The sequence below is a fragment of the Alteromonas sp. MTD1 genome (assembly GCF_042848195.1).
GTDB lineage: Bacteria > Pseudomonadota > Gammaproteobacteria > Enterobacterales > Alteromonadaceae > Alteromonas.
Genome location: NZ_BTGG01000010.1, coordinates 161,126 through 187,431, shown reverse-complemented (window position 1 = coordinate 187,431; position 26,306 = coordinate 161,126). Strand labels below are relative to the sequence as shown.

Here is a 26,306-nt window from a genome sequence, read left to right as displayed (position 1 = left end):
CCATGGTCTCGCAGAGCTCGACCGTTCATCACTTGCCGCATGCCACTAGGCATCCGTCATGCACCTGCGGTGCAGCGTTCTTCACCCCCATGTGAGAGTAGGACACTGCCAGGTCCCATTTAAAGAAACCCGCCTTACGGTGGGTTTTTTGCTTTCTGCGCTACAAAAATCTCAATTTCTTATTCAGACAATGCTAGGCATTTCAGGCATAAGCAGAGTAATGTAATAGGTTTAATAAATACGTAAAGTCATTCGCTATAAATGTGCTGACTACACGTAAAGATTGACGATAGCTATCGAGCTACCGAAGAAGTGACTTAAAAACGGAACTTGTTATGTCTGAAAAAATAATACTGAATGCTACTTTCAATCCTGCAGTAAAAACGTACTGGCTTATAAGTCTATTGTTGGTATCTACTGTAAGTATTGTGGGTATTCCTTTCTTAATTATCTCCATCCCTATTTTCTTCCTGATCAGTAGTAAAGTGCTTTCTGCTATGTCTGCCACAGTGACCGAAAGAAAAATAGTGGTGAAGCGTGGTGTGTTTAACAAAGAAGAAAAGTCTATTCCTCTAGAGAAAATAACAGATGTTGCTATGGTGCAGGGCCCTTTAATGCGAGTGTTTAACTTGTATCGGCTGTCTTTTGAAACTGCAGGGCAATCTGCGCAAGGGGCTTTGGTTTCACTCATTGGCATCAATGACGCAGATACGTTTAGAGAAACTATTTTGGCGCAAAAAGATAAGTTGTTAACAAGTACTAGTGTAGTACCAGAACAAAACACTGATGAAAGCAGCGATATGAAAGAGTTGATAGAAAGCGTAAAACGTATAGAGCTTTTACTAGAGAAAGCACTAGAGAGTAAATAACACCGTGCCAAGGTAATAAATCTAGAAATATAGATGCAACTGCAACACGGCTTACACAGTAATGCCTAAAGGCGGATAAAGTTGTCTTATGCATTTTGGTTCTGTTATCCAAACTGCCGTCAGTATTTCTACACAGTGTTGTTAAATAAAACCGCTAATTCAGTCGACTAACTTTTAGAAAACTGTTTGTTTTTTGGTAAACTACCACGATTAATAAATAGTGAAGTAAATAGGACGAACTAATGGCCGTATTCGGTACAGTATTTATGCCACAAATGGCACTAACTACCTTTGTCAACGATAAGTGGACTGACACCGAATTTGTCAGCGCAGACAGTATTCAGATGCACCCTGGTGCCCATGTACTTCATTATTCAAGTACGTGCTTTGAGGGCTTAAAAGCGTTTAAGCACGAAGATGGCAGTATCAATATTTTTAGAATGGATAAGAATATTGAGCGCTTTGCTCAAAGTAGTCGCCTTCTTAACTTGCCTGAAATAGACAAAGCACAAGTTGAGAAAATGATCATCGATATTGTTGCTAAGTACGCCTCAGAAGTACCTGAACCTCCAGGTTCTATGTATATTCGTCCTACTCATATTGGTACAGAAGCTTCTATTGGTAAGGCTGCAGCTCCTTCTGCAAGCTCAATGTTATATGTATTGTTGTCTCCTGTTGGCGATTACTTTGCGGGCGGTGCTAAGCCACTTCGCTTGCTATTAGATGAAACGGGAATGCGATGTGCCCCTCATATGGGAATGGTAAAAAGTGGCGGTAACTACGCCAGTGCTTTACCTCCTATTCTTAAAGCTCGTGCGGAAGTTCAGGCTGACCAAATTCTATTTTGTCCGAATGGCGATGTTCAAGAAACGGGTGCAGCAAACTTCTTACTTATTGATGGCGATGAGATAATCACCAAAGGTCTAGACTCTACCTTCTTACACGGTGTTACTCGCGCAACGGTTCTTCAAATTGCTAAAGATCACGGCATGAAAGTAAGTGAACGTGATATTACAGTTGATGAACTACTAGAGCGCTCAGCAAAGCCAAATACTGAAGCTGCGCTTTCTGGTACGGCTGCTGTTCTTACTCCGGTAGGTACCTTTATCCATAATGATAAAGAATATCAGGTGGGAAGCGGTGAAGCTGGCCCTGTTACTATGAAACTAAGACAGGCGCTTAACGATATTCAGTGGGGTAAAGCTGAAGATACTCACAATTGGTTGGTAAAAGTACCAAGCTAGTTAGATACCCAAATACCTATAAAAAAGCCTGCTTATGCAGGCTTTTTTGTGTCTTTAAAAGGCTAGCTTATTTTGCTTGCCCTTGTTTGGCTACTGCATCCATCATCGCTTTAATGGCGTCAGCGTCACCTAAGTATTCTTTTGAGATAGGCTTCAAGTTTTCATCTAGTTCGTACACTAGTGGAACACCTGTTGGAATATTAAGGCCTAGTACTTCTTCATCAGACATACCGTCTAAATACTTAACCAATGCACGCAGGCTGTTGCCGTGTGCTGCAATGATCACACGCTTACCTGCTTGGATATCAGGGCGAATAACGTCATGCCAGTATGGAAGTACACGCTCAATAGTTAGTTTTAAACTTTCTCCACGAGGAAGAATGTTTGCATCAACATGGCTATAACGTGGGTCATGGCCAGGGAAATGCTCGCTGTCATCTTCTACTGCAGGAGGTGGGATATCAAAGCTACGGCGCCAAATTTTAACTTGTTCTTCGCCGTGCTTCGCAGCTGTCTCTGCTTTGTCTAGCCCCGTAAGTGCACCATAGTGACGCTCGTTCAAACGCCAGTGGCGTTCAACGGGCAAATAGTGTTGACCCATTTCTTCTAGCGCTATATTTAGTGTTTTGATAGCACGTAGCAATACAGATGTGTATGCCTGATCGAATGCGAAACCCGCATCTTTAAGTAGCTTACCTGCGGTTTTGGCTTGTGCTACACCAGTGTCGGTCAAGTTAACGTCGTGCCAACCAGTGAATCTGTTCTCAAGATTCCACTGACTTTCTCCATGACGAATAAGTACCAATTTATACATAGTTGGGTTACCTGCGGCGTTAGAGTGAAGGTCTGTTTGTAGCCCGTAAATGGACGTTCAGACGTATATTAAAAAACTTTCCGTATCATCCTTGATTAGGCCGAAAAAATCCAGTTCGACCACTGACAAAAGTGCAGCGGCATAACTGCAAAACACGGTGGGAATTCACAGCATATATTAAATAAATTTGGCAAGATCAGGGTGTGCTACTTCTAACCATTGCTTCACAGCGGGTTCTTCAATAAAGCTAAAGTCGGCAAAGTCAAAGCCAGGTGCAACCGTACAGCCTACTAAAGAGTATTCGCCCATACTTTGTGCTGCTTGATAGTTACCGGCATTGACTACCTCTGCATACTCGCTCCCTTGGCCACCAATTCTTCGTTCCCATAACTGTTGTTGATGCAGTTGAAACAATTGAAGTGGTGCTCCTTCGTAATGATTCCATACCTCGTCATGTAAAACGCGATGGAAGCGGCTTACCTGCCCCTTCAAAAGAAGGAAGTAAATGTGGGTTAATGCCGGTCTGGTTTCACCATGTATATATGAAGAGGTCTCATTCTCTGAACGGAATACTTGTCGATAAAAGCCGCCTTCGGGATGCGGGGCTAGGTTATACCTTTTTACAAGAGGGTGGGTCATAGCAACATCTTTATTATTATGGGCGCCCTTTTTACCTTATCCTACTTTGGCTACATGATTTGCGTGCCAAATAAGTATGTTAAGAGCTGTTCTAGTCAACAGTCAGAATACATTCTGTTAGTTTATTTGAGAATAGTAATGTTGCAATAATGTAAATTGTGAATCAAAACCCAGTATAACGTATTGAGTGCAACCTAAGTGTTTTTAACTATGAGGTAATGTGAACTTTTTTTCATCTGTAGTGCGTACAAATACATCACAATTGCAGCAGTATTAACTACTGCGCGTCTTGCACAGGTAGTGAGTGTAAGAAACAAAAACTGAACAGGCAATAAGGATGGATAGCGCAATGACATACAAGTCTTTTTCGCAGCTTGATGTGGAAGGTAACACTTTCAAAGCAGTTAGTTTCAATGACATTGGCGATAAATACGAACTAAGCAGATTACCTTTTTGTATAAAAGTATTGCTAGAGAACCTAATACGTCACGAAGACGAAGAGTTTGTTAGCAGTGAAGACATCGAACAAGTAGCTAAATGGGATGTCAGTAATCATGCCGATCATGAAGTGTCTTTTGTTCCCGCTCGAGTAATCTTACAAGACTTTACTGGCGTGCCTGCCATTGTAGATTTAGCAGCAATGCGTGATGCCGTCGATAGACTGGGTGGAGATGCCCAAGCCATTAATCCGCTAAACCCTGTTGAGCTGGTAATCGATCACTCAGTAATGGTTGATCATTTTGCAGAAGAAAATGCGCTAGAGAAAAACACAGACATTGAAATTCAGCGCAACAAAGAGCGCTATCAATTTTTAAAGTGGGGGCAGTCGAGCTTCGATAACTTTAAGGTTGTCCCTCCTGGTCGAGGCATTGTTCACCAAGTAAATCTGGAGTACCTGGCGCGTTGTGCTTTTACAAAACAAGAAGGTGATGACACTTTCGTCTACCCCGACACATTAGTAGGTACCGATTCTCACACAACCATGATTAATGGTCTTGGCGTGCTTGGCTGGGGTGTTGGCGGTATTGAAGCTGAAGCAGCAATGTTAGGTCAGCCTGTTACCATGCTTTTACCTAAGGTGGTTGGATTTAAACTATCTGGAAAATTGCCAGGAGGCGTTACTGCAACCGACATGGTATTAACCATTACTCAACAGCTTCGCGCGCACGGCGTAGTAGGAAAGTTTGTTGAGTTTTATGGACCGGGACTGAAGCACTTAACCACTGCCGATAGAGCAACCATAGCAAATATGGCACCTGAATACGGTGCGACATGCGGTATTTTTCCTATCGACGATGTAGCTTTAGATTATTTGAAGCTAACAGGACGTGATGAATCACAAATAAAGTTAGTTGAATCGTATGCTAAATTCAGTGGTCTATGGCACGACGATACAACCAAAGATGCTGAGTATCACGAAGCGCTTGAACTAGATCTTGGCGAAGTTGTGCCGTCAATTGCTGGACCGAAGCGCCCGCAGGATAAAATTGCACTAGACAAAGCAGCCGAAGAATTCAAGACCTGGCATCGTAGCCAAATTGACGTAAAAATAATGGATGAAGAAGCAGACTTTGTTGCAGAAGGTGGGCTTGGCACAACTGACGAAATTGATGAATCGCACGATTCGTTTGTAGAGTTTAGAGGAAGTAAATTCAATTTAGAGGACGGCGCAATTGTTATCGCCGCGATAACAAGTTGCACAAACACGTCAAACCCCTCTGTTCTGGTTGGTGCAGGTTTGCTTGCGAAGAAAGCAGCTGAAAAAGGGTTAACACGTAAGCCATGGGTGAAAACCTCATTAGCCCCCGGCTCGCAAGTAGTAACCCAGTATCTTGAAGATGCGAATTTGATGAAGCCTTTAGAAGCACTTGGGTTTAACCTAGTGGGTTACGGCTGTACAACATGTATCGGTAATTCTGGGCCGCTTCCTGATCCAATTACTGATGCCATTCGAAAAGCAAAACTTACTGTTACTTCGGTATTGTCTGGTAATCGTAACTTTGAAGGGCGTATACATCCTGACGTGGCGGCTAACTACCTTGCATCACCGCCTTTAGTGGTTGCTTATGCCCTTGCGGGTAACATGAATATCGATATTACTACTGAACCGTTAGGTAAAGACAGCGACGGTGCGCCGGTTTATCTTAAAGACATCTGGCCAACAGAAGATGAAATTCAGCAGTACATTGCAGAAAACGTTACTGGAGATTTATTTAAGGCTAAATACGCAGACGTATTTAAAGGCAGCGGTGAGTGGAACTCGTTGCAAGTAAGTAAAACATCGGTTTACGACTGGCCTGAATCTACGTATATAAAGCATCCGCCGTTTTTCGAGGTGATGGGTAAAGAGCCACAAGCGCTTTCAGCGATAGACAATGCTCGTTGCTTGGTGAAAGTGGGCGATTCAATTACAACCGACCACATTTCGCCAGCCGGCGCTATTGCTGAAGACAGTCCTGCTGGAGAATACCTAAAAGCGCAGGGTGTTGAGCCTAGTGACTTCAATTCTTACGGTTCACGTCGTGGCAACCATGAGGTTATGATGCGCGGCACCTTTGCCAACGTGAGGCTGCAAAATCAACTGGCGCCCGGAACAAAAGGAAGTGCTACTACCCACTATCCAAGTGGCGACAGCATGTCTATCTTTCATGCAGCAATGCGCTATAAAGACGACGGAGTTCCTGCCGTTGTGATTGGTGGCAAAGAGTATGGTACCGGCTCAAGTAGAGACTGGGCTGCCAAAGGGCCATCACTAATGGGCGTAAGAGCGGTTATGGCTGAAAGTTATGAGCGTATTCACCGTTCAAATCTTATTGGTATGGGTATTCTTCCATTGCAGTTTAAAGAGGGAGATAGCGCTTCTTCACTCGATTTAAAAGGAAACGAACAATACTCAATTGCCAAAATAGAGCGTGGGCAAAAAGAAGTAGACGTAACAGTGACCACTGATAGCGGTGAGTCGAACACATTTACCATGGATATCCGTATAGATACGTCTAACGAGTTTACCTACTTTGAAAATGGCGGCATTTTACACTACGTTATTCGAGAGTACTTGAAAAAATAGTGACACAGAATTGAATAATTTTACGAATTTAAAAAAGGGGCTTAAGCCCCTTTTTTATAAATCAAAATCTATAAAATACAATATTAGTATGTGCGCTTCTCGCACATAACTTGTTTTATATTCGAGCCAACAGCTGCGCGTTTTTCGCATCTAAGATCTTGTGCTTCAGCACCATATAAGGCGATATGTTCATCCACGTAGGGCTGTAGAGCTTTTACGTATTCTTCAGGAAGTGCCTTCTTAATACGACGATAAGAAAGGTTCCACTCAGCATTGCGCTGTTCAATTGCTACGCTCATCCACAGCCAACCTTCTTCGTAATTGATTGGCACTCCCCAGCCTTGGAAGTACATTTGCGCCAAGTAATATTGCGCCTCTTTATTTCCTAGCTTTGCAGACTCGGTTAACTTTTCGAGTGCCCTTTCATAATCTTTAGCATGCAGTGCACGCATACCTTGTTCAGCAATCAGTAAATATTCAGATTGCCACATGCCGTCAATTGTTTGCTTTTGCTGTGCGTATGCTGCTCCCGACGTCGCAAGACACAGGGCAGCGGTAGCCGCTATGAAGTGTTTTTTCATAGAATCCTTCCTTATAAATGTTCAATCCATTGGTAATGTAGTTTTTAAAGTATGTATGTTCTATCGCAAGGTGTAATGGCGTGTGTCTATCGAAACAGATAGACACATCTGCAAACACACCTTGTGATTCACATAGGTTTAATCGCCCCCAACAATCTGCACTTGCGCTAAGTCGGTATCACCTTTGAGCACTTTGAATATGGCGTCTTGTACCAGCGTACGCATGCCATCGTGGGTTGCTTGCTGTTTCATATCAGCTACGCTGGCTTCTTTATACACCAGTGAACGCAATTCTGGTGTCATGCCCAGTAGTTCGTGTACGCCGGTTCGACCTTTGTAACCCGTGTTGCCGCACTCTTCACATCCTTTGGCTCGATACAGTTCTAGCGAGGGGGGCAAATTCAATTCTGCAAGATGTTCCTTACCGTATTGGCGTTCAATGAAAGCCATATCGGTTTCACTCGCCACGTATTTTTCTTTGCAATTACCGCAGAGGGTTCTTACAAGTCGCTGTGCTAATATTCCCACACATGCATCTGAAAAGTTAACTGGATCTAGGCCCAGGTCTAACAAACGCGTAATGGTTTCTGGTGCTGAGTTGGTGTGAAGTGTAGAGAGCACTAAGTGACCCGTTAACGACGCCTCAATACCCGCATGTGCGGTTTCTTTATCACGCATCTCACCAATTAATATAATGTCGGGGTCGGCACGAAGGAAGGCTCGAAGCGCATTGGCAAAGGTAAAACCAATTTTAGGGCTTACTTGTACTTGTTGTAAACCTGGCTGCGTTATCTCAACCGGGTCTTCTGCTGTCCAAATCTTTTTCTCAGGCGTGTTTAAGTAGCCCAAAATGGCGTGTAATGTTGTGGTTTTACCAGAACCTGTTGGGCCCACAACAAGCAAAATTCCATGCGGCTTCTTTATCATCTCTTCAAGGCGAGAACGATTATTGGGTGCAAGGTTCATTTTATCAATTGGCATGGCGCCACCTGACGCCAAAATACGCATCACTACGCCTTCACCAGCCACAGTTGGGATAGTGGCTACACGAACCTCTACTAGCTGGCCGTTCATTCTAAATGCCAGTTTACCGTCTTGCGGAATACGCTTTTCCGCAATGTTCAAATTCGACATTATTTTAATACGGGCTATTACTGCACTGTGATGCGAATTGGGCACCTGATTCATGTCGCGACAAACGCCGTCTACACGCATACGTACGCGAGTGGGGGCATTTTTCTCGGGATCTATATGAATATCAGAGGCATTAAGGCGCTTAGCGTCGTGTAATATACGGCTAACAAGTCGCACAACGGCTGGGGCGTCATCTGATAGTTCGTCAACGTGTTCGTCATTATCTTCAGTGGACGACCCTATCTCGTCAAGGATATCGCTCATCTCACCGGGGCCACCGCCACCGCTGTTTTCGCCCAAATACTGAAGAATAAGATTGGGTAGACTAACCGCTATTTCATAGCTGTCTATGCCCATTGCACTTTCTATTTCCATTAGAAGCGCAGCATTGTTTGGCTCTGCCATCAGCACGATTGGTTTATCGTGAGCATCGGCAATCACAGCCACATAGTTGCGCTTTAAGTATGAAACATTAAGGCGACTTTCATTTTCAAATCTATGGTATTTGTCTGGTAAATAGGGAATAAATGGTACTTGGTAATGTATAGACAGTGAATTACCTATTTCCGACTCAGCTACACGGTGCTCAGATATAATACGTTGTACTACAGTACGTATATCTGATGACGAGGATTGTAATTCTTCTAAAGTAGGTTCGTTTAATAAGCCCTTGTGTACCAGAAGGTCGAATGGGTTGTTGGTGCCACCCAATTCAAACCTAAATTTGTTACCTAATATAGAAGCAAGCTCATTACCCAAATTTAGATCGTCGCTATTGAACGACCCTGCTTCCTTATTAATGATTTGCATGACGCCCATTAGCACGCCCGCATTCATAACAGGAACGCAAAGAATATTCTGTGTTTTAAAATCGTTATCTTTATCGAACTTATCTGCAAACCTAAGGCGCGGATGAATATTGTGAAGCAGTGAAGGATTGTATGGGTCGTCGATAACCACAGACTTTTGTGAAAGTGCAACATAACCCGCGATAGACATTGGGCTAATAGGAACCTTTATCTCAAGGGTTTCTTTACCTGTTTTAAAACGGGCTACTAAATCTTGGTGTTGACGGCGACGCTGGAAAATACTCATTCGTTGGGCGCCAAATAACTCAAGGATAATGGGCTCTAACACGCTGTAGGCTTCTAAAAGCGTTGAATGATTATTAAGAATGCGTTTTATTTGAGAAAATGCCTGTTGGCTATTCAATACTTCCATATTCACTCTATTTAAAGGTTTACACCCATTCCCTAGGTTTTATTCATCGCGGTTCCATACGTTATCACTGCATTCACACAAGTATAGAGAATGTGTAGCGAAACGATATTACAAGTGTCCGTTATAACATGAATTACGCAAGATATCGTATAAAAGCGCATATACAATCGTATAGCTTTAGTAGCAAGACAACCTTGTATCGCCAGCTCTCACCATTGGGTAACCGCTACGAATCAGTTGGTGCTATTATACGATGATTAATTACTGAACATTAATAGTCATTCTCTTGTTGCATTAGTTCAGCGTTTCTGTATAATTCGCGCCCACTGCCCAATAAGGGTATGTACTTTTTAGCCGCGACCTCACTGCTTTTAGGGTGGTTGCCGAAGTAACGGATTCATCTTCATAGATTAGCCTGTTGCTAGCGTGCTAGAAAAAAGAACAGGGTTCCAATTGGGAACCATCGGTTTACGCACATCTTTTCTTTCCGGAATTAATGGAAGAGAAAAGGTGAATTTTTTTGTTCTTTCGATTGGAGCTTAATCGATGCCAAATCAAAGAATTCGCATTCGTTTGAAAGCGTTTGATCACAAGTTGATCGATCAGTCTACGGCTGAAATCGTTGAAACTGCGAAACGCACTGGTGCTCAGGTAAGTGGTCCTATTCCTCTACCTACTCGCAAAGAACGCTACACAGTTCTGATTTCTCCGCACGTTAATAAAGACGCGCGTGATCAATATGAAATCCGTACTCACAAGCGTTTGGTAGACATCATCGAGCCAACTGATAAAACAGTTGACGCGTTGATGCGTTTGGACTTGGCTGCTGGCGTTGATGTTCAAATCAGCCTGGGCTAATAAGAGAGGGTTATAACAATGGCGATTGGTCTAGTCGGTCGTAAAGTGGGTATGACTCGCATCTTCACTGAAGATGGTACGTCTATCCCTGTGACTGTTATTGAAGCGACCCCAAACCGCGTTACTCAAGTTCGTACTGAGGAAACTGACGGTTATCGCGCTCTTCAGGTTACTGCTGGAACTAAGAAAGCTAACCGCATCAACAAAGCTGAAGCAGGTCACTTTGCTAAAGCGGGTGTTGAAGCTGGACGCACTCTAGTAGAATTCCGCCTAGAAGACAACGAAGGTGCCGATATTGAAGTAGGCAGTGAAATCACTGTTGAAATCTTTAACGACACTAAAAAGATTGATGTAACTGGTACATCAAAAGGTAAAGGTTTCCAAGGTGCTATCAAACGCTGGAACTTCAGTTCTCAGCGCATGACACACGGTAACTCTTTGTCACACCGTGCTCCTGGTTCAATTGGTCAAAACCAATCACCAGGTAAAGTATTCAAAGGCAAGAAAATGGCTGGTCAGCTTGGTAACAAGCAAGTGACTACTCAGTCTTTGGAAGTAGTACGTGTTGACGTAGAGAACGGCCTTATCCTAGTTAAAGGTGCCGTACCTGGCGCAACTGGCAACGATGTAATCGTTAAGCCAGCTGTTAAAGCGTAACGTCTGGGGAGTGAAGTGATGGAATTAACATTGAAAGACGCGCAAAGCGCTCTTGAAGTATCCGAAGCGACCTTTGGACGTGAATTCAACGAAGCCCTGGTTCACCAGGTAGTTGTAGCTTACGGTGCAGGTGCTCGTCAGGGTACAAAAGCGCAGAAAACTCGCGCTGAAGTTCGTGGTGGCGGTAAGAAGCCATGGCGTCAAAAAGGTACTGGCCGCGCGCGTGCTGGTACAATCCGTAGCCCAATTTGGGTTGGCGGTGGCCGTGCTTTCGCAGCGAAGCCTCGTGACTTTGATCAAAAAGTTAACAAGAAAATGTATCGCGGTGCGATCAAGAGCATCTTGTCTGAACTAATCCGTCAAGACCGTTTGGTTGTTGTAGAGAAGTTCGGTGTTGACGCACCTAAGACTAAAGCTCTTATTTCTGCACTTAACGAATATGAACTAAATGACGTTCTAATCGTTACTCCTGAAGTTGATGAGAACTTGTTCCTAGCGGCACGCAACTTGTACAAAGTTGACGTACGTGACGTAGCAGGCATCGACCCAGTGAGCTTGATTGCATTTGAAAAAGTGCTAATGACTGCTGATGCGGTTAAACAACTTGAGGAGGCGTTAGCATGAGAGAAGAACGTCTACTGAAGGTGCTAGTAGCACCTCACGTTTCAGAAAAGTCTACAATGGCTGCTGAAGCGAACAACACAGTTGTATTTAAAGTAGCTAAAGACGCGAACAAAGCTGAAATCAAAGCTGCAGTTGAAAAACTGTTTGAAGTTGAAGTTGAAGGTGTTCGTACTGTGAACGTTAAGGGTAAAACCAAGCGTCACGGCATGTCTTTCGGTAAGCGCAGCGACTGGAAAAAGGCCTACGTGGTTCTTAAAGAAGGTCAGGACATCGACTTTGTCGGTGGTGCTGAGTAAGAAGGGGATTAGAAATGCCATTATTGAAAGCTAAGCCAACTTCTGCCGGTCGTCGTCACGTTGTTCAGGTCGTTAACCCTGACCTGCACAAAGGTGCACCTTACGCGCCTTTGCTAGAGAAAAACAGCAAGTCTGGTGGTCGTAACAACGGTGGTCGTATCACGACTCGTCACATCGGTGGTGGTCATAAGCAACACTATCGTGTAATCGACTTCAAACGCAACAAAGACGGCATTCCAGCTAAAGTTGAGCGTTTAGAGTACGATCCAAACCGTTCTGCTAACATTGCTCTAGTATTGTATGCAGACGGTGAACGTCGTTACATTCTAGCTCCTAAGGGTATGAAAGCAGGTGATGCTATCCAGTCTGGTTCGGGCGCTCCGATCAAGTCTGGTAACACTCTACCTATGCGTAACATCCCTGTAGGTACTGTTGTACACGCAATTGAAATGAAGCCTGGCAAGGGTGCTCAAATCGCACGTTCTGCTGGTGCTTACGCTCAGATCCTAGCACGTGACGGAAACTACGTTACCCTACGTCTACGCTCTGGCGAAATGCGTAAAGTTCTTTCTGATTGCCGCGCCACTATTGGTGAAGTTGGCAATGCAGAGCACATGCTTCGTTCACTAGGTAAAGCTGGTGCTACACGCTGGCGTGGTGTTCGTCCTACCGTTCGTGGTGTTGCCATGAACCCGGTTGATCACCCACACGGTGGTGGTGAAGGTCGTACATCAGGCGGTCGTCACCCAGTAACTCCTTGGGGTGTTCCTACTAAAGGTAAGAAAACCCGAAGCAACAAGCGTACTGATAAGCTTATCGTACGTCGTCGTAACAAGTAATAGCGAGGATTCACCATGCCACGTTCTCTCAAGAAAGGTCCTTTTATTGACCTTCACTTGCTGAAGAAGGTAGAGGCTGCAGTGGAAAAGAACGAACGTAAACCAATCAAAACTTGGTCTCGTCGTTCTATGATCATCCCAGATATGATTGGGTTGACCATTGCGGTCCATAACGGTCGACAACATGTACCTGTCATTATTAGTGACGAAATGGTCGGCCACAAGTTGGGCGAATTTGCGCCAACGCGTACTTACCGCGGCCATGTCGCGGATAAGAAAGCTAAACGTTAAGGGGTAAGAAGATGGAAGCATTAGCTAAACACCGTTTTGCCCGCACGTCGGCTCAAAAAGCACGCTTGGTTGCGGATCAAATTCGCGGTATGCACGTTGAGAAAGCTCTAGAGCTACTTACGTACAGCCCGAAGAAAAGCGCAGCGCTAGTAAAGAAAGTATTGGAATCTGCGATTGCTAACGCAGAGCACAACGAAGGCGCAGACATCGACGAATTACGCGTGTCTAAAGTTTTCGTTGACGAAGGTCCAACTATGAAACGTATCAAGCCACGTGCTAAAGGCCGTGCTGATCGTATCTTCAAGCGCAGCAGTCACATCACTGTGGTTGTAGCGGATAACTAGGAGTAGATAATGGGACAGAAGGTACATCCTACAGGTATACGCCTGGGTATCAGCAAACCATGGACATCTACCTGGTACGCTAATACTGCAGACTATGCAGACAACCTGTATAACGATCATCAGGTACGTCAGTATCTGACTAAACAACTTAAGAACGCTTCACTTTCTAAAATCGTGATCGAGCGTCCTGCTAAGAGCATCCGTGTAACTATTCACACTGCTCGTCCAGGCGTTGTAATCGGTAAGAAAGGTGAAGACGTAGAGAAGTTGCGTAACTACGTATCTAAGCTAGCCGGCGTGCCAGCTCAGATCAACATCGCTGAAGTACGTAAGCCAGAGCTAGATGGCCAGCTAGTAGCTGATAGCATCTCTAGCCAGCTAGAGCGTCGTGTTATGTTCCGTCGTGCTATGAAGCGCGCAGTACAAAACGCAATGCGTCTAGGCGCGAAAGGTATCAAAGTTGAAGTTAGCGGCCGTTTGGGCGGTGCAGAGATTGCACGTTCTGAATGGTACCGTGAAGGTCGCGTTCCTCTGCACACTTTCCGTGCGGACATCGATTACGCAACCTCTGAAGCGTCAACTACTTACGGTATCATCGGCGTCAAAGTATGGATCTTCAAAGGTGAAGTTCTAGGTGGTCTACCTACAACTCAAGAGCAAGCACCAGCTGCTCAACCTAAGAAGAAAGGCCGCAACGCTAAGCGAGAGGGCTAATCATGTTACAACCAAAACGCATGAAGTTCCGTAAGATGCACAAAGGCCGCAACCGCGGCTTAGCAGCGGGTAATACTGTTGCCTTTGGTACTTACGGCCTTAAAGCAGTTGGCCGTGGTCGTATGACTGCTCGCCAAATCGAAGCAGCGCGTCGTGCTATGACTCGTCACGTTAAGCGTCAAGGTAAAATTTGGATTCGAGTTTTCCCTGACAAGCCAATTACTGAGAAGCCTCTTGAAGTGCGTCAAGGTAAAGGTAAAGGTAACGTTGAGTACTGGGTATGCCAAATTCAGCCTGGTCGTGTTCTTTACGAGATGGAAGGTGTTCCTGAAGCTCTAGCACGCGAAGCGTTTGAATTGGCAGCGGCTAAACTGCCATTTAAAACAACCTTTGTAACTCGGACGGTGATGTAATGAAAGCGACTGAACTGAAAGACAAAAGCGTAGAAGAGCTGAACGCAGAGTTGATTAACCTGCTACGCGAACAGTTCAACCTGCGCATGCAGCACACAACAGGCCAGCTTGAAAAAACTGACCAGTTGAGAAAAGTACGTCGTAACATCGCGCGTGTTAAAACCATTCTGACTCAAAAGGCTGATGCGTAATGACTGAGCAAAAAATTCGTACAGTACAAGGTCGTGTGGTTAGCAACAAGATGGATAAAACCATCACTGTTGTAGTTGAACGTTTTGTTAAGCACCCAATCTATGGGAAGTTCATCAAGCGCTCTACTAAGCTTCACGCCCACGACGAAAACAACGTGTGCAAACAAGGTGACGTAGTAACAGTACGTGAATGTCGCCCATTGTCTAAGAACAAAACTTGGACTCTAGTAGACGTTGTTGAGAAAGCTGGCGTTTAATCGCTAACTTTTTTCAAAGTCTTAAAAAAGCCGCTTTCGAGCGGCTTTTTTGTATGTGTTATTCACTAGAATATTACTAAGCACTAATGTACTGAGTGTTTATATAAAAAACATAGGTGTACTAAGCATTGTATTCTTTTATCCTGTATTTATTAGAAGTTTGCGTGTCGACGCCTATATCGTTATTCAGCGCTCAATAGTAACTAGAGAACCCAAGGACGCTATATGTCTGATGCTGACCATTTCAGCTATAAACCATCACTATTAGAAGAAGCATGCCGCTGGCTGTATTCATTGCTTCTCGTGGTACTTATTCCTTTGGTTTACTTTCAGCTTGCTGCAAAAAGTAAAAAAGAAAAGTCGGCCTATCAATCACGATTTCTCGAAAGAATAGGCTTTGTGCCTCGTCCAAATCAAAAGAACGGATATTTATTTCATTGTGTCTCTGTTGGTGAGGTTGTAGCGGCGTCTTGTTTAATAAAGCGTATTATGGCGCTTAATCCCTCAACTCATATAACGATAACCACAACCACTGCAACGGGCTCGGCTCGTGTGAATGCTATTTTTGGAGATAGCGTACAACATTTCTATTTACCCTTTGATTTACCTTTCTCTATGAATCGCCTGTTAAAGCGCGTAAAGCCAAAAGCGGTGTTTATTACTGAAGTAGAGTTATGGCCGAATTTGATTCACGCGTGCTGGAGTAAGCATATTCCATCTATCGTTATTAATGCCCGAATGACAGAGCGCTCAGCTAAGCGCTATAACAAAATAGGTAAACTATTTTTACCAATGCTATCGAAAGTTAGTCATGTGTGTGCTCAAGGGCAGCGTGATTACGATAACTACAAATTGCTTGGCATAAATGAAGACAAACTTACACTTACAAACAATATTAAATTCGATCAGGCTGCATCTGTGCAGGGTACAGGTGAAAATACAGGTCAAAATACACAGCCCACTTTTTTAGGGCTTTCATCTAATGCTAGGCCTATATTGGTTGCAGGAAGTACTCATGAGGGTGAAGAGACAGTCGTAATAGAAACGCTACTAGCATTATTAAACGATGATTCGCTGCCATTTACAGCGTCAACGTCGCCATTAGTTATCATAGTACCTCGGCACCCTGAGCGTTTTACACACGTGGAAAAAATGCTCGAAAGTACACCGTTACGTTTTGTGAAAAGTTCTGATTCCAACAGCGTAGCTGATGATACAAACATTGTGCTGCTTAATGAAATGGGCAAATTAAACAGCGCTTACAGCGTGGCGACGTATGCCTTTGTTGGAGGCTCTATTGCTGATAAAGGCGGGCATAATGCACTTGAACCGGCTGCCTTTTCATTACCCATCATGATGGGGCCTAATAGGTATAACAACCCTGTAATTTGCGAACACCTTGCTGAGTGTGGTGCACTTTCAATTGTGACTAATGCGGCCGATATGACGGCATGTTTAAAGTACTGGATTCAAAACCCTTCAGCGGCAGCGCTGGCGGGCAGTGCAGGGAAAGAAGTGTTAAAACAAAACAGCGGCGCTATTGATGTAACGCTTAAATGTATAAGCAAGTACGTCACTCATTAAAAGCAATCTGGATAGACAAGAAAAAGGCTAATTGGTTACCAATTGCAGTATGATTGCGCTGATAGCGCACTTTAGTTGTGTGAAATGTAAACCCTAAAATGGTGCGTTAAACATAATGAAGTGCACCACAAAGATATAGTCACCGCTTAAGATGCTTCTAATTCTTCTTCGCTTATAAAGTAAGTCTATGAACGATAAAGCTTTTGAAAAACTGGTTCACTGTTTGCTAAGTATGTCATCGACAGTGTGAATTCCGTAAAACAAAAACAGCAACGCTATAGTTAATAGCACGGTGTCGCATGTTCTCCAGGGAGAGGCCTCCTGCCATTGGGCAGGAGGTTTTCTTACTTTATGCCTTATCTACTTGTTCTTTATTCTCTGAGTTTTGCTCGGGTACTATCAAGCTAATCACGCGCCAACCTGCTTTTGGCTCAATGCTATTGCCATTGATAAACGTGAAGCTTTTTCCTTCGCTGTTAATAGCAATAAGGGGGGTTGCACGTTCACCATATTGGCTTATGTATTGTTCGTAGCTAAACTCTTCAGACAGCCTTGTGGTTTTAACTGCTGCACCACGTGAAATGGCTGACGCTAAAAACGCGTACGTTACTCCTTCGTCAAACAGTGTTAATTTTTTAGCGTACTGTTCACTTACTTGGTGGCTAGGTCGAGTAGACTGCTCGTTATTGGTTAATGCCCACACTTTTTCCTTATCAAGCGTGTATTCAAAGTGATAGGCAATCAGCGGGTTTAATTGCTTATAGGGTGACATAATAAGCACGGTGCCAAACGACGCGATGTCCAAGTTTCTTGCTGCGTGGTCAGACATTGGGTTTCCGAAATAAACGGGAATTTTCATCATTCTAGCTTCGCGAATAGCATCCCAGTTTGTATCTGCAATGGTGACGTCTAACTTTTGATTCATCATTTCGCACGCTAGTGCGCGATTGAATTTGCTTCCGCCGAAAATTAAATACCCTGTGGGAGCTGGCGCACGTACTTTAAGTATCTGTGCTACTGAACGCGAAGTCAGGCTTTGTACCACTACTGTTGCAATGATGACCATAAACACCATTGGCACAATAATACCTGCACCTTCGTAACCAATTTCCTCTAGCTTTAAAGAAAAAAGTGCGGATACGGCGGCCGCTACAATACCTCTGGGTGCTATCCAGCTAAGCAGCGCAAGCTCATTAAGTTTAAGGCCAGTGCCAATAGAAGACGCTAATACTGATAACGGGCGCGCTACAAACATAACTGCAGCAAGTACAATAACCGAGCCCCAGCCCACATTAATGACCGACTGCAGATTAAGCCTTGTGGCGAGCAAAATGAATAAGCCAGAAATTAACAGTACACTTAGGGTTTCTTTAAACTCTAATATGTCTTCAACTTCCACGTCTTTCATGTTGGCCAGCACCATGCCAGTAATGGTTACCGCAAGTAGACCGGATTCGTGTGCAACGTAGTTGGAAGCGGCAAATACGCCTAAAATAATGGTTAAGACTGCAGTGTTTAAAAGGTAATGAGGGATCCAACCACGTCGTATTGAAAGCCCTAATAAATAACCAGATGCCAAACCCAACACCGAGCCAATACCAATAGTTTTACCAAACGCGATGATTGTATGTGTAATAGCGTTGTCTTGAGAAGCGACGATAAATTCAAATACCAATACCGCTAGCAATGCACCGATGGGGTCGATAACAATACCTTCCCAGCGCAAGATGCTGGCTAAATTGGACTTGGGTCTCACGGTACGAAGCATGGGTACAATTACCGTAGGGCCGGTAACTGTAACGATGGCACCGAACAAGAATGAAAGCTGCCATGTAAGGTCAAGACTAAAGTGCGCTGCGGTAGCGGCAACAATCCAGGTAACTACAACGCCAATTGAGCACAAATTTCTCACCATATTTCCGTGGCCAGCAATGTCGCTGAATTTTAGCGTAAGTGCTCCTTCAAACAAGATAATAGCTACCGACAGTGACACCACAGGAAACAGTAAATTGCCAAACAGTGCATCTGCATTTAATACGCCAAATACTGGACCTACAATAATGCCCACGATAAGCAGTGGTAGAATTGCAGGAAGCCTAATCTTGTAGGCCAAATACTGACAACCAATGGAAAGTAGGCCAACAGCTACAAGGGATAGAAGCGGGTCTGACAAAATGACATCCTTAAAGTGTTTAGTGGTATTGCATCGTCCGTAAAGCTAAATAACTGTGATAAAGAGACTTTATGCTACAAATTATTAAATAACTATACGCAGACGTTTTCAGTTTAGACCAACAAGCCGAATTGCGCTTTTAAAGTGTCTACTGTGGACGCAAGGTCTGATACTATTCTGGTTAGTGTTATTTATTTTGTCTTTTTTTTGGGGAGCGTAACGTTTGCGCCATTTTATAAATGTTTCTTTGATATGCTTTGTAGCAATTTGCCTTTCGGCGTGCAGCAGTATTTATAAAGAATCATCTAAAAACGTCACTATTTCTAAGGTTGCTGAGCTTGCAAGTGAACTTGAGGAAACTTCCGGGCTTTATTGCTCTACCGACACACTCCTTTCTATTAACGATTCAGGCAATACCCCAGTTGTTTTTACATTAGATTATGAAGGCAATGTAATTCATCGCACCCAGTTGGCGGTTACCAATAAAGACTGGGAAGCAGTTACCGCAGATGAACACGCTTTATACGTTGCAGATGTAGGCAACAATAAAGGCAAACGTGACGTGGTACAAATATATAAAGTACAACGTGATAACGTTAACAGCATTAAAGTACTTAACATTCGGTACCAAGGGAACGACGTCACCAGTAATATTCCGTATGCACACGACTTTGATGCTGAAGCAATGATAAAAACAGGCAACGGATTATTGCTATTTTCTAAAAGCTGGCGTTCGTTTGTAACGAAGATCTACAAGGTTGACGAAACCAATGCACAACAAACGCTTTCTGCTTTCGCAACTATTGAAGGCTTACCTGGTGTGGTAACAGGGGCCGATTTCGATAGTACCCGTAATCAGTATGTTTTAGTTGGCTATCGTTCAGACCCGTTTGGAAATTTTGCCGCATTTCTTGCAACAACTTCTGAACAATTTGAAGTGCTTAATTTGTGGCCGTTAGAAGACTACAAGCAGGTTGAAGGCGTGTGTGCAGACACTAAGGGCAACTATTGGTTTAGTGAAGAAGCTATCGATTCTCGCCCTGCATCACTGTCGAAAATGGTAAGAAATTAAATTTTTTGATTATTTAATTAGTTAGTTATTTTTTGCACTCTATTCGTCATTAGGCTAATACCCAACTTCGTACTTTCCTGTCTATACTCAAACGAAGGTTAAACGAACGCGTTATTTTAAACGCTAGGGGCAGCAGAAGTGCAACGACTCACCAAGCCATTGGTAGTGCTGTGTTTGGGCGCTAGTCTACTTACGTCATATGCTGCAACAGCATCTGTGATTGAAAAAGCCGAGCAGTGGCTAAACAGCTACAGCGGCAATGATAATCCTTTCTCGTTAACCCTCACCAAAAACAAAATTCAGTTTAAAGGATGTAAGCAAAAGCAATATCAGCTGGCCTTTAGCCAACAATTTACCAGCCAGTTCAACTTAGAAGCTGTGGTTAATTACAACAAGGGGCAATTAGATGATGGTGTTCTATCTCAGCGCGTGAGAAGCCATGAATTTGAGGTGGTAAGCTGGTGGGACAGGGGAGACTATCGCGTTGGCCTTAGTCACAAAGTACGGCCACGACACGAAATGCGTGTTCCTATTGCAGGTGCAATTCAATTACCTACGAGTACTACTGCGGGGGTGTACGTTGAAGTACCGTTTAATGATAACAGTCATATTCTTACTATAGGTGCACTGCAAGAATCATGGGATTCAGACAGTGCTTCGGCCACATTACCGTGGCGCACAAGCACTGATAATCAACTCACGTTTCAATACGCCGTCGCTTTTTAAACGATATTTTACAATTTAAAACGGCTTACTTCGGTAGACAGTTCGTGGGCCAATTCGTCTAGCCTGTCACTCACGTTCACCAGCAGTTGTGTAGCGTTCAATGTCTCTTCACTTGATGCACTAATATCGTTAATATTTCGGCTTAGGTCTTCTACCACAGTAGTCTGCTCTTCAGTTGCGGTAGCAACTTGAGTGTTCACGTCATTAATATGTGATATTTCTTCAGCTATGTCTTGCAGCAGGCGATCAATTTCATTGGTTGCAGCTACAACATCATCGGTACGCTCTCTACTCGACTCCATTTGTGATACCGCTGTTTTTGAGTCTTGCTGAAACTTATCAATTTTAACCTGAATTTCGTCAGTCGCTTGTGCAGCGCGCTGAGCAAGCGTGCGTACTTCGTCCGCCACAACAGAGAAGCCTCTTCCATGGTCGCCAGCGCGAGCAGCTTCAATAGCGGCATTTAGCGCAAGTAAATTGGTTTGCTCCGAAATACCTCTAATGGTATCTAGTATGCCGCCTATCGCCGAGGTGTGCGCATCAAGTGACTGAATGACGTTACTTACGTCTTCAATTTGCCCCGAAAGTCCAGTAATAGCATGCACAGCGCGCTGCGTTACTTTTCGGCCGTGTGCAGAGTTAGATGTTGCAGTATTCGCGTTCTGTGCTGCTTGTGTTGCAGACTGGGCAACCTCGTGTACAGTGCTTCCCATCTGGGTAAGTGCAGCTGCCGCTTGCAGCGTTTGATCGCGCTGGCTCTTGGTTGAAAGCTCAGTTTGATGAGATTGCTGTGCAAGGTCTTGCGAAGATGCCTTTAATGCATGGCTGGTTTTGGCCACTTGAGAAATGGTGCCGTGTAGATGGTTGATAAAACTATTAAAGCCCTCTACAAGACGTGCAATTTCTTTTTGTTCAGGCATAGGAATACGTGAGCGCAAGTCCCCCTGTCCTTGTCCCAACTGTTGGAAAACATCAGCCAGTGATTCTAGCGGGCGAGTAAGTGTGCCGGCTAGCCATATTCCAATCAGAGCAAAGCCGACAGCGATAGCAACCGACCACAGAATAATCTGTCGACTGCCAGCATTTATAGAGGCATAAAGCTCGCTTTCGGGTACCTGCGCAATTACATACCAACCTGCTTTTTCGACATACGTACTCGCAAAGAGCAGTGTGCCTTCGTCATGTTCGCTCGTGGTCATGGCAAAGTCTTGTTTGGTTAATAATCTGCCGGCCGCTTTGTTGTCACTCAAAGTGCTTAGTTTAGCTTTGCCCAGCAGATTTGTATCAGGGTGGGCAATGATAGTACCGCTGCCATCAACCAAGTAAACGATGCCGCTTTCTGCAATTTTCACTTTGTTAATGATGCCAAGTAGCTCGTCAACAGATTTAGCAACACCCGACATACCTCTGCCATTAAGCTGCTGGTAATTAGCGAATAGGCGATAACCTTGTCCAGGTTCGTTATAAAGGCTTAACGAGATAGGTTGACCACTGTCTTTGTAAGCGAAAAACCAGCCGTCGAATTCATCGTTTTTTAAAACCCGCAAAAAGCCGTCTTGGTTCCAATATTTATAGGTTTGCCTATCGACAAACGAGGCAACGGTTAAATCGTTAAAAGCGACTACATCGTTCAAAAAGTTCAGTAGTCTCTGTTCTCCGTCCTTGTTTGCTCCCTCAGAGGACCAAGCAAGTATGTCTGGGTTTGACGCGATACCGTGGGCGACCGTAAGCATCACACTTGCTTCTCGGTCAACGCGGTTTCCAATTTGCTGTAATAAAGAGGGGAGTTGCTGTGTCTCAACGTTCTCTTTTACCAAATCGCGAGCGATCCATTGGCTAATCGAGCCTACCAAAATAGAAGCGGCAAGCACCGCAATCATTAAAGAGATAATTAGTTTTTGTTTAATACTGAAAGTCATTACTTTCGACCACGTAAGTTAATGCTGAAAAATGACGTGGCATTGCAGGCACCGCAACGTCTCATAGTGTTATTTATCATCAGATGAAATGTGCGCGATTTCATTATTATTGTTATCTGCGCAGTCTAGTTATCGACCTAAACATATTAAAGTTTAGACTTTTGAGTAATAGATCGTGAGCTTTGAATTGTGCGTTAAAATTGACTGTTAGGTCAATAAAAAAGCCACTCTAAGAGAGTGGCTTTAACATAAGTGAATAGTTTTACGTACTATTCTTCGGTGCTGCTGGGAATAGGAAAGCCTCGGTCTCGCATTAAGGCATCCACTTCTGCATCTCTGCCGCGGAACTTGCGGTATGCTTCAGCAGGATCCATTGCATTACGAACAGCAAATAAGTATTTCACCAAGCGGTCACCTACTTCTTTATCGTAGAAACCACCTGGGGCTTCCATAAATGCTTCAGCAGCATCAGCGGTAAGTACCTCTGCCCACATGTAACCGTAGTACGCTGCGGCATAACCCTCACCAGAGAAAACATGACCAAAGTGTGGAGAGCGATGACGCATCACAATCTCTTCAGGCATGCCCAGCTTGGTAAGCTCGTCACGTTCAAAGGCATCTGGCTCAATTTTACTCGGGTCCGTAGTATGGTACTTAAGGTCCATAATGGCTGAAGCCATGTATTCAGTAGTTTTGAAGCCTTCGTTGAATGTCGATGCTTTCTTAATTTTTTCTACTAACTCAGCTGGAATCGGCTCACCAGTTTCATGGTGTACCAAGAACTGATTAATCACTTCATCGGTAGTTAACCAACGCTCAAGCAGTTGTGACTGGAACTCGGTATAGTCGCGTACGCCTGAATGAGACGATGGGTATTTAACGTCAGAAGCTAAGAAGTGAAGCGCATGGCCGAACTCGTGGAAATACGTTTCTGCATCGTCAAATGAAATAAGTGTAGCTTCGCCCTCTGCACCTTTCACAAAGTTCGAGTTGTTTGACGACAGCACCGTTTTCTTACCATCAAAGGTCGTGTACGAGCGATACGTTGTTGCCCATGCACCAGAACGCTTACCTTTGCGCGAGAACGGGTCTAAATACCATAGGCCGATATGTTCGCCGCTGTCTTTGTCGGTAACTTCCCATACTTTCACATCGTCGTGGAAAACAGGGACTTTGCCTTCTTCAACAGGTGTGAAGTTAAAGTTGAACAAGCGACCTGCAACATAGAACATTGCTTCACGAAGCTTATCTAGTTGAAGGTATTGCTTCACTTCGTTTGAATCTAGGTCGTACTTGGCTTGGCGTACCTTTTCTGCGTAAAAGCGATAGTCCCATGGCGCAATAGTAATATCTGCACCTTCGGCATCAGCAATAGCCTGCATATCTGCCACTTCTTCTTCAACGCGGGCAATGGCTGCAGGCCACACCTTCATCATCAGATCCATGGCGTTTTCTGGGTTCTTCGCCATACGATCTTCTAAGCGCCACTGAGCGTAGTTTTCGTAGCCTAAGAGCTCTACACGCTCGTCGCGCAAGGTTAGAATACGTTTAATAATGGCGTTGTTGTCGAAGTCGTCTGCGTTGTCACCACGGTTGTAGTATGTGCGCCATACTTTTTCGCGTAGTTCACGGTTGGTTGAATAAGTTAAGAACGGGTCCATCGAAGAGCGAGTATTAGTAATCGCATACTTACCAGACTCACCACGTGACTCAGCGGCAGCCTTCGCTGCTTTTACAAAAGAGTCGGGAAGCCCGTCAAGCTGGTCTTCAGTGATGTAAGTCACGTAATTCTCTTCATCCGCAAGAATATTCGATGAAAACTTCGTATGCAGCGTGGCGAGTTCTTTATTAATTTCAGCGTAGCGTTTCTTTGCTTCATCATCAAGCGTAGCGCCATTGCGTGCGAAACCGTTGTAGGTCATCCACGTAATACGCTGTTCTTCAGCTGTTAAGTTCTTTAGCTCTTCCGACTCATAAACCGCTTTTACGCGTTCGAAAAGCTTTTCGTTTTGTGTGATTTGGGTGAAAAATGCCGACATTTTAGGCGACATTTCTGCTTGGATTTCGCGGAACTCAGGGCTAGATTTGTTTGCACTCCAAATACCGTAATAAGTGAATACTCGGCCAAGCTCTGCGCCAGCGCGTTCCATTTCTACAATTACGTTTTCAAATGTAGGCGGCGCTTCGTTGTTTGCAATTGCTTCAATTTCTTTCAAGTTAAGTGCCATTGCTTGTTCAAGCGCAGGCTTCAAATCTTTAAGGTTCATTTTGTCGAAGGCAGGTACGCCGCCGTACGGCCCTTTAAACTCTTGCAACAGTACGTTTTCAAATTGTGCTTGTTCAGATACCGCTTCTTTCTGCATTTCTGTACTGGTGTTTTCTGGTGCTTTTTGTTCTGAGCAGGCACCTAGTGCTACCACTACCGCCATTGCGGTGAGTGATGATTTAAATTTACCCATGAGTTTTCCTGTCTATTTTTATCTTAACGTTTTTTGACAAATATCATCTTAAGGTAATGTAAATGTAAGTTAAATGCTCTTTAACGTTAATGTATGCATTACAACGGCATATCCAGCTAAATGGCGTTTTCAGTAAAGCTACATATCAATGACATAGTAGGAAACAACGGTAAAGGGTTCGACTTTCAATACCCGTACAAATCTGAAGTGATTAAAGCGAGGTTGCGGGAACTGTTGGGAGATAAAACTTTTAACAAAGCAAAGATAAATGTATAACGTGTGTAACTCGTGAAAAGCCCAGTATTTAAAATAACACTGGGCCTTTAAGATACCAAAACGTCGGGTACTTGCCCCTTTACGCAATAATGACGATTGCAAATGTCACCAAGCAAATATCACTAAGCAAATACCACGGTTTTATTTCTGTGAATAATAACGCGGTCTTCCAAATGGTAGCGTACGCCGTGGGCAAGTGCGGTAACTTCACAATCTTTACCTTTTCGCACCATATCTGCCGCACTGTCACTATGACTTATACGTTTAACGCTTTGCTCAATTATAGGGCCTTCATCTAAGTCTTTCGTTACGTAATGGCAGGTTGCACCAATAAGTTTCACACCGCGATCATAGGCTTGCTGATAAGGCTTAGCACCAGCAAAACTAGGCAGGAAGCTGTGATGTATATTAATGGCTTTTCCTTCTAGCTCTTGGCAAAGCAAGTCTGGAAGAATCTGCATAAAGCGCGCAAGTACAGTGAGGTCTATTTTGTACTCTTGTAGCAACGTGCTTATTTGGGCGAAAGCAGCTTCTTTTCCTAACGCTTTAAAATCAACCCAGTGGAATGGCACTTTATACCAGTCGGCAAACTGCTTCATTTGCGGGTGGTTGCCAATAATAACCGGAATATCACAGTGTAGTTCGCCTGTATGCCAGCGGTGTAACAGGTCAACTAAACAGTGAGACTCTAGGCTTGCTAAAAGCGCAACGCGTTGTTTTTTTGCAGAGTCACTTAACTTCCAATTCATTTGATATTCGTTGGCAAGCGGCGTGAACGCATCAACAAAACTTTGATGGTCTAGTTTTAACGAATCGGTACTAATTTCGTGTCGCATGAAGAATCGACCCGTTTGAAGGTCGGTGTGATGACTGGCTTCAACGATAGTGGCGTTGTGATCGGCTAAGAACTGGGAAACACTGGCGACAAGCCCTATTTGGTCGGGGCAGTCGATAACTAATCTAAATGTTTGTTGCATGAAAATTTTGATAATCGAAAAACGGTCTATCTTTGTACCGCTGCCATTAAGAGAAGTAAAGGCAAAT

The 26,306-nt window shown here is 44.1% G+C and carries 25 protein-coding genes; 17 read left to right on the top strand and 8 right to left on the bottom strand.

Annotation, left to right across the window (positions count from 1 at the left end; all coding sequences use genetic code 11):
* The first annotated feature begins 335 nt into the window (after positions 1–335).
* Complete coding sequence (locus ACGHAV_RS14860; protein WP_390382312.1) at positions 336–869, top strand: PH domain-containing protein; 534 nt, start codon at positions 336–338, stop codon at positions 867–869.
* Between the two features lie 242 nt (positions 870–1,111).
* Positions 1,112–2,113: a branched-chain amino acid aminotransferase gene (locus ACGHAV_RS14855; protein ID WP_390382309.1), complete on the top strand. Its 1,002-nt coding sequence runs from the start codon at positions 1,112–1,114 to the stop codon at positions 2,111–2,113.
* A 67-nt stretch (positions 2,114–2,180) separates the two neighbouring features.
* Here ACGHAV_RS14855 and gpmA read toward each other — a convergent pair whose 3' ends face one another.
* Both gpmA and ACGHAV_RS14845 read right to left on the bottom strand, forming a co-directional pair.
* Positions 2,181–2,927: a 2,3-diphosphoglycerate-dependent phosphoglycerate mutase gene (gene gpmA, locus ACGHAV_RS14850; RefSeq protein WP_390382306.1), complete on the bottom strand. Its 747-nt coding sequence runs from the start codon at positions 2,925–2,927 to the stop codon at positions 2,181–2,183.
* A gap of 177 nt (positions 2,928–3,104) precedes the next feature.
* Positions 3,105–3,566: a cupin domain-containing protein gene (locus tag ACGHAV_RS14845; RefSeq protein WP_390382303.1), complete on the bottom strand. Its 462-nt coding sequence runs from the start codon at positions 3,564–3,566 to the stop codon at positions 3,105–3,107.
* Positions 3,567–3,915: 349 nt separating this feature from the next.
* Here ACGHAV_RS14845 and acnA point away from each other — a divergent pair, with 349 nt between their 5' ends.
* The gene (gene acnA, locus ACGHAV_RS14840; RefSeq protein WP_390382300.1) at positions 3,916–6,633 is read left to right on the top strand and encodes an aconitate hydratase AcnA; all 2,718 of its coding nucleotides are present in this window, start codon (positions 3,916–3,918) and stop codon (positions 6,631–6,633) included.
* An 83-nt stretch (positions 6,634–6,716) separates the two neighbouring features.
* Here the strand turns inward: acnA and ACGHAV_RS14835 are convergent, their stop codons facing one another.
* Both ACGHAV_RS14835 and ACGHAV_RS14830 read right to left on the bottom strand, forming a co-directional pair.
* Complete coding sequence (locus ACGHAV_RS14835; RefSeq protein ID WP_334015514.1) at positions 6,717–7,214, bottom strand: hypothetical protein; 498 nt, start codon at positions 7,212–7,214, stop codon at positions 6,717–6,719.
* A 138-nt stretch (positions 7,215–7,352) separates the two neighbouring features.
* On the bottom strand, positions 7,353–9,569 hold the full coding sequence (locus ACGHAV_RS14830; protein ID WP_390382296.1) for an ATPase, T2SS/T4P/T4SS family: 2,217 nt from the start codon (positions 9,567–9,569) through the stop codon (positions 7,353–7,355).
* Between the two features lie 546 nt (positions 9,570–10,115).
* Between ACGHAV_RS14830 and rpsJ the strand changes: the two genes are divergently transcribed.
* The 12 genes from rpsJ (at position 10,116) to ACGHAV_RS14770 (ending at position 16,637) form a co-directional block, all read left to right on the top strand.
* On the top strand, positions 10,116–10,427 hold the full coding sequence (gene rpsJ / locus ACGHAV_RS14825; RefSeq protein ID WP_010179497.1) for a 30S ribosomal protein S10: 312 nt from the start codon (positions 10,116–10,118) through the stop codon (positions 10,425–10,427).
* Between the two features lie 18 nt (positions 10,428–10,445).
* Positions 10,446–11,084, top strand: a complete 639-nt coding sequence (rplC, locus tag ACGHAV_RS14820; RefSeq protein WP_131093693.1) for a 50S ribosomal protein L3 — start codon at positions 10,446–10,448, stop codon at positions 11,082–11,084.
* A gap of 18 nt (positions 11,085–11,102) precedes the next feature.
* Complete coding sequence (gene rplD, locus ACGHAV_RS14815) at positions 11,103–11,708, top strand: 50S ribosomal protein L4 (protein WP_012516958.1); 606 nt, start codon at positions 11,103–11,105, stop codon at positions 11,706–11,708.
* Positions 11,705–12,004 carry a 50S ribosomal protein L23 gene (rplW, locus tag ACGHAV_RS14810; protein WP_039217760.1) on the top strand — a complete coding sequence of 100 codons (300 nt, stop codon included), beginning with the start codon at positions 11,705–11,707 and terminating at the stop codon, positions 12,002–12,004. Before rplD ends, rplW begins: the two co-directional genes overlap by 4 nt.
* 14 nt (positions 12,005–12,018) lie before the next feature.
* A complete protein-coding gene (rplB, locus tag ACGHAV_RS14805; protein ID WP_334015516.1) occupies positions 12,019–12,843 on the top strand; it encodes a 50S ribosomal protein L2 in 825 nt (274 codons plus the stop codon).
* A gap of 15 nt (positions 12,844–12,858) precedes the next feature.
* Complete coding sequence (rpsS, locus tag ACGHAV_RS14800) at positions 12,859–13,134, top strand: 30S ribosomal protein S19 (protein WP_012516961.1); 276 nt, start codon at positions 12,859–12,861, stop codon at positions 13,132–13,134.
* A gap of 11 nt (positions 13,135–13,145) precedes the next feature.
* Positions 13,146–13,478 (top strand): 50S ribosomal protein L22, encoded by a 333-nt coding sequence (rplV, locus tag ACGHAV_RS14795; RefSeq protein ID WP_071816771.1) that lies wholly within the window; start codon positions 13,146–13,148, stop codon positions 13,476–13,478.
* A gap of 9 nt (positions 13,479–13,487) precedes the next feature.
* Entirely contained in the window at positions 13,488–14,192 is a 705-nt protein-coding gene (gene rpsC, locus ACGHAV_RS14790) for a 30S ribosomal protein S3 (RefSeq protein ID WP_014947978.1), read from the top strand.
* A gap of 2 nt (positions 14,193–14,194) precedes the next feature.
* Positions 14,195–14,605: a 50S ribosomal protein L16 gene (rplP, locus tag ACGHAV_RS14785; protein ID WP_014997065.1), complete on the top strand. Its 411-nt coding sequence runs from the start codon at positions 14,195–14,197 to the stop codon at positions 14,603–14,605.
* The gene (rpmC, locus tag ACGHAV_RS14780) at positions 14,605–14,796 is read left to right on the top strand and encodes a 50S ribosomal protein L29 (RefSeq protein ID WP_012516965.1); all 192 of its coding nucleotides are present in this window, start codon (positions 14,605–14,607) and stop codon (positions 14,794–14,796) included. Before rplP ends, rpmC begins: the two co-directional genes overlap by 1 nt.
* Complete coding sequence (gene rpsQ / locus ACGHAV_RS14775) at positions 14,796–15,053, top strand: 30S ribosomal protein S17 (protein WP_390382284.1); 258 nt, start codon at positions 14,796–14,798, stop codon at positions 15,051–15,053. The genes rpmC and rpsQ overlap by 1 nt, the downstream gene beginning before the upstream one ends.
* 225 nt (positions 15,054–15,278) lie before the next feature.
* Positions 15,279–16,637: a 3-deoxy-D-manno-octulosonic acid transferase gene (locus ACGHAV_RS14770; protein WP_390382281.1), complete on the top strand. Its 1,359-nt coding sequence runs from the start codon at positions 15,279–15,281 to the stop codon at positions 16,635–16,637.
* Positions 16,638–16,986: 349 nt separating this feature from the next.
* On the opposite strand, the gene ACGHAV_RS14765 is transcribed toward ACGHAV_RS14770, so the two are convergent.
* Positions 16,987–18,810 carry a cation:proton antiporter gene (locus ACGHAV_RS14765; protein WP_390382278.1) on the bottom strand — a complete coding sequence of 608 codons (1,824 nt, stop codon included), beginning with the start codon at positions 18,808–18,810 and terminating at the stop codon, positions 16,987–16,989.
* Between the two features lie 223 nt (positions 18,811–19,033).
* Between ACGHAV_RS14765 and ACGHAV_RS14760 the strand changes: the two genes are divergently transcribed.
* Both ACGHAV_RS14760 and ACGHAV_RS14755 read left to right on the top strand, forming a co-directional pair.
* A complete protein-coding gene (locus ACGHAV_RS14760) occupies positions 19,034–19,882 on the top strand; it encodes a hypothetical protein (protein ID WP_390382275.1) in 849 nt (282 codons plus the stop codon).
* Positions 19,883–20,020: 138 nt separating this feature from the next.
* Positions 20,021–20,608 carry a hypothetical protein gene (locus ACGHAV_RS14755; RefSeq protein ID WP_390382272.1) on the top strand — a complete coding sequence of 196 codons (588 nt, stop codon included), beginning with the start codon at positions 20,021–20,023 and terminating at the stop codon, positions 20,606–20,608.
* Positions 20,609–20,616: 8 nt separating this feature from the next.
* Here ACGHAV_RS14755 and ACGHAV_RS14750 read toward each other — a convergent pair whose 3' ends face one another.
* The 3 genes from ACGHAV_RS14750 to purU form a co-directional block, all read right to left on the bottom strand.
* Positions 20,617–22,527, bottom strand: coding sequence for a methyl-accepting chemotaxis protein (locus ACGHAV_RS14750; protein ID WP_390382269.1), 1,911 nt, complete (start codon positions 22,525–22,527; stop codon positions 20,617–20,619).
* A 269-nt stretch (positions 22,528–22,796) separates the two neighbouring features.
* On the bottom strand, positions 22,797–24,986 hold the full coding sequence (locus ACGHAV_RS14745; RefSeq protein ID WP_390382266.1) for a M3 family metallopeptidase: 2,190 nt from the start codon (positions 24,984–24,986) through the stop codon (positions 22,797–22,799).
* 398 nt (positions 24,987–25,384) lie between these two features.
* Positions 25,385–26,239, bottom strand: coding sequence for a formyltetrahydrofolate deformylase (gene purU / locus ACGHAV_RS14740; RefSeq protein WP_390382263.1), 855 nt, complete (start codon positions 26,237–26,239; stop codon positions 25,385–25,387).
* Between the last annotated feature and the right edge of the window lie 67 nt (positions 26,240–26,306).